This is a genomic window from Diaphorobacter sp. (genome assembly GCF_050251835.1).
GTDB lineage: Bacteria > Pseudomonadota > Gammaproteobacteria > Burkholderiales > Burkholderiaceae_C > JBFXIE01.
In genome coordinates this window covers 1-3335 of sequence record NZ_JBFWLZ010000078.1, presented here as the reverse complement: position 1 = coordinate 3335, position 3335 = coordinate 1, and the positions used below count along the sequence as shown (strand labels likewise).

At 62.6% G+C, this 3335-nt stretch carries 3 protein-coding genes; all 3 read left to right on the top strand.

Translation table 11 applies throughout. The annotated features are described in order from the left end of the window. A partial coding sequence (locus AB7E35_RS14825; protein WP_428167839.1) for a KUP/HAK/KT family potassium transporter occupies nt 1-912 on the top strand: 912 nt, incomplete at its 5' end. Nucleotides 913-1023: 111 nt separating this feature from the next. Then, nucleotides 1024-2217: a benzoate/H(+) symporter BenE family transporter gene (locus AB7E35_RS14820; protein WP_428164439.1), complete on the top strand. Its 1194-nt coding sequence runs from the start codon at nt 1024-1026 to the stop codon at nt 2215-2217. Between the two features lie 39 nt (nt 2218-2256). Continuing rightward, entirely contained in the window at nt 2257-3219 is a 963-nt protein-coding gene (gshB, locus tag AB7E35_RS14815) for a glutathione synthase (protein ID WP_428164440.1), read from the top strand. Nucleotides 3220-3335 lie beyond the last annotated feature (116 nt).

Sequence of the window (3335 nt, the reverse complement as noted above, 5' to 3'; positions counted from 1 at the left end):
TACCTGCCGCGCCTGCAGGTGCGCCACACCAGCACGCGCGATACCGGCCAGATCTACATGCCCTTCGTCAACTGGGGGCTGTTCGTGATGATCGTGCTGGCGGTGGTGCTGTTTCGCTCGTCCAGCAACCTGGCGGCGGCCTACGGCATCGCCGTGACGCTGGACATGACCATCACCACGGTGCTCACTTTCTTTGTCATCCGCTACGGCTGGGGCTATCCGCTGGCGCTGTGCGTCGCCGCGACGGGGTTCTTTTTTGCGGTGGACATCCTGTTCTTCAGCTCCAACCTGCTCAAGCTGTTGCAGGGAGGCTGGTTCCCGCTGCTCATCGGCGGCGCCATTTTCACGCTGATGATGACCTGGAAGCGCGGGCGCGAACTGCTGGGCGACAAGCTGCGTGAGGACTCTATCAACCTGCAGGACTTTCTGGCTTCGGTGCAGGCCAACCCTCCCATGCGGGTGGACGGCACGGCCGTATTTCTGTGCGCCGAGGCCGGCGTGGTCCCCAACGCGCTGCTGCACAACCTCAAGCACAACAAGGTGCTGCACCGCCAGAACCTGTTCGTCACGGTGCAATACCACGAGACACCCTGGATCGGCCTGGATCAGCGCCTGCAGGTGCGGTCCCTGGGCGGGGACTTCTGGCAGGTCGCGGTGAACTACGGATTCAAGAACGAGCTGGATCTGCCCGGTGCGCTGCGCCTGATGCACGGACGCGGCTGCGAGCTGGATTCCATGCGCACCAGCTACTTCTTGTCGCGCGACGTGGTCGTGCCCACCTTTGGCGAAGGCATGGCCCCGTGGCGCCAGAGGCTGTTTGCGCAAATGCACCACAACGCCAGCGGCGTGGCGGCTTTTCTGCATCTGCCCAGCAATGCCGTGGTGGAGCTGGGCTCCAAGGTGGAGATCTGAGTCTTTTGGTCTTTTTGGCCCGTTAGCCCTTTAAAGACAAGCGCTGGCAGCTATCATTTTTGAATTCTTGGGCGGCATCCTCACAACGGGCCCACATCACAATCACTCGACATGCAGTTCTTCAAAGACCTGAGCCTGTCCACGTTGGCTGCCGGCTTTGTGGCTGTGTTGGTGGGCGTCACCAGCTCAGTGGCCATCGTGTTCCAGGCAGCACAGGCCTTTGGCGCAACGCCCGAGCTGATCGCCTCCTGGATGTGGGCGCTGGGCTTGGGCATGGGCCTGTGCACGCTGGTGCCCTCGCTCATCCTGCGCCAGCCGGTGATGGTCGCCTGGTCCACGCCCGGCGCGGCCGTGCTTGCAACGGCCGGCATGGCGGGTGGCTTCAGCATGGCCGAGGCGGTCGGCGCTTTCATGGTCTGCGCGCTGCTCATCACCCTGGCGGGAGCCACGGGATGGTTTGAGCGGATGATGACTCGCATCCCTATCGAGTTGGCCTCGGCCCTGCTGGCCGGAGTGCTGGCGCGCTTTGGCATGCAGGCCTTTGAGGCGCTGCAGACGGCGCTGCCGCTGGTGTTGTGGATGTCGCTGGCATATCTGCTTGCCCGACGGTGGCTGCCGCGCTATGCCGTGGTGCTGACCTTGGCGGCAGGCGTGGCCTGTGCGGCTGCCAGCGGGCAAATGCGCTGGGCTGCCGTGCAATGGGCGCCAGCCGTGCCGGTCTTCACGGCGCCCCGATTCGACCTGCAGGCCATCATGAGCCTGGCCTTGCCGCTGTTCATCGTCACCATGGCCTCGCAAAATTTGCCTGGCGTGGCGGTCATGCGGGCGATGGGCTACCAGTTGCCCGTGTCGAGGCTGATCACCATGACTGGCATGGTCACTCTGGTGCTGGCACCGTTTGGCGCATTCGCCCTCAACTTCAGCGCCATCACCGCGGCCATGTGCATGGGCCCCGAGGCGCACCCCGACCGCGCGCGGCGCTACACCGCTGCCGCGTCATGCGGGCTGCTGTACATCGCAGTGGGCGCCTTTGGCGCGGTGGTCGCAGGGCTGCTGACGGCGTTTCCCCGCGAACTGGTGGCGGCTATAGCTGGGCTGGCGCTGCTGGGCACCATCGGTGGCGGACTGGCGGGTGCGCTGCAGGCTGAAACGCATCGCGAGGCGGCGATCATCACCTTCCTAGTCACGCTCAGCGGCGTAACGATAGCCGGCATCGGCTCGGCGTTTTGGGGCGTGGTTGCCGGCGCCATTGCGCTATTTGTGCAACATTACGGTCGCCCGCGGGGTACCGAAGCTCCGCGCTAGGGTTCCCGTCTCTGCAACACCCCTTGCATCTTGCATTCCATGAATCTTCTCTTCGTCGCCGACCCTCTCGAGCAATTCAAGATCCACAAGGACACCACGTTCGCCATGATGCGCGAGGCCCAGCGCCGCGGCCACACGCTGGCGGTGTGCGAGCCCCGTCACATGCATTGGCAGCGTGGAGGCAAGGTCACAGCCCAGGTGCGCGACATCACCCTCACGGGGCATCCTGTTGACTGGTTTAACGCCGCTGCCGCCCGGGCCGCAGAGCTTGTAGGTTTCGACGCCGTGCTCATGCGTAAGGATCCGCCGTTCGACAGTGAGTACTTTTATGCCACGCACCTGCTGGAGCAGGCCGAGCGCGAGGGCGCGTGTGTTTTCAATAAACCGCGTGCGCTGCGTGACCATCCGGAAAAGCTGGCCATCATGGAGTTTCCGCAGTTCATCGGCCCCACGTTGGTGACGCGCGATGCGCAGGACATCCGCAGTTTTCATGCGGAGCATCGCGACATCATCCTCAAGCCTCTGGACGGCATGGGCGGCAAGGGCATCTTTCGTGTCGGTCCCGATGGCTTGAATCTGGGCAGCATCATCGAAACGCTGAATCAAGATGGCAGTCAAAGCGTGATGGTGCAAAAGTTCTTGCCCGAGATCGTCGACGGCGACAAGCGTGTCCTCATCATCGACGGCACTCCGGTGCCCTATTCCTTGGCGCGCATCCCGCAGGGTTCCGAAGTGCGCGGTAACCTGGCGGCAGGCGGGCTTGGCGTCGCCCGTCCTCTATCTGCTCGCGATCAAGAGATCGGCAATGCATTGGGCGCTGTGCTGCGCGAGCGCGGCCTGTTGCTTGCTGGTGTTGATGTGATCGGCGACTGCGTTACCGAGATCAATGTCACCAGCCCCACCTGTTTCCAGGAGATCTTCGATCAGACGGGATGTGACGTCGCCGCACTGTTCGTCGAGGCACTGCATTCGGCAGTGACACGTCATAAAAAAGAAAGATAGGTCACTTTCATTTTCAGTGTATACTAGCAGGCTCTCTGCATGAAAATTCAGCCCTAGCGGTTGGCAAGCAACAGCGAGAGGTTGATAAAAAACCTGCCTTGTTTTGTTTCTCGGTT

Excerpts from the sequence above, each read along its gene's own strand:
- AB7E35_RS14820 (WP_428164439.1), top strand. The coding sequence starts at position 1,024 with ATGCAGTTCTTCAAAGACCTGAGCCTGTCCACGTTGGCTGCCGGCTTT.
- gshB (WP_428164440.1), top strand. The coding sequence starts at position 2,257 with ATGAATCTTCTCTTCGTCGCCGACCCTCTCGAGCAATTCAAGATCCAC.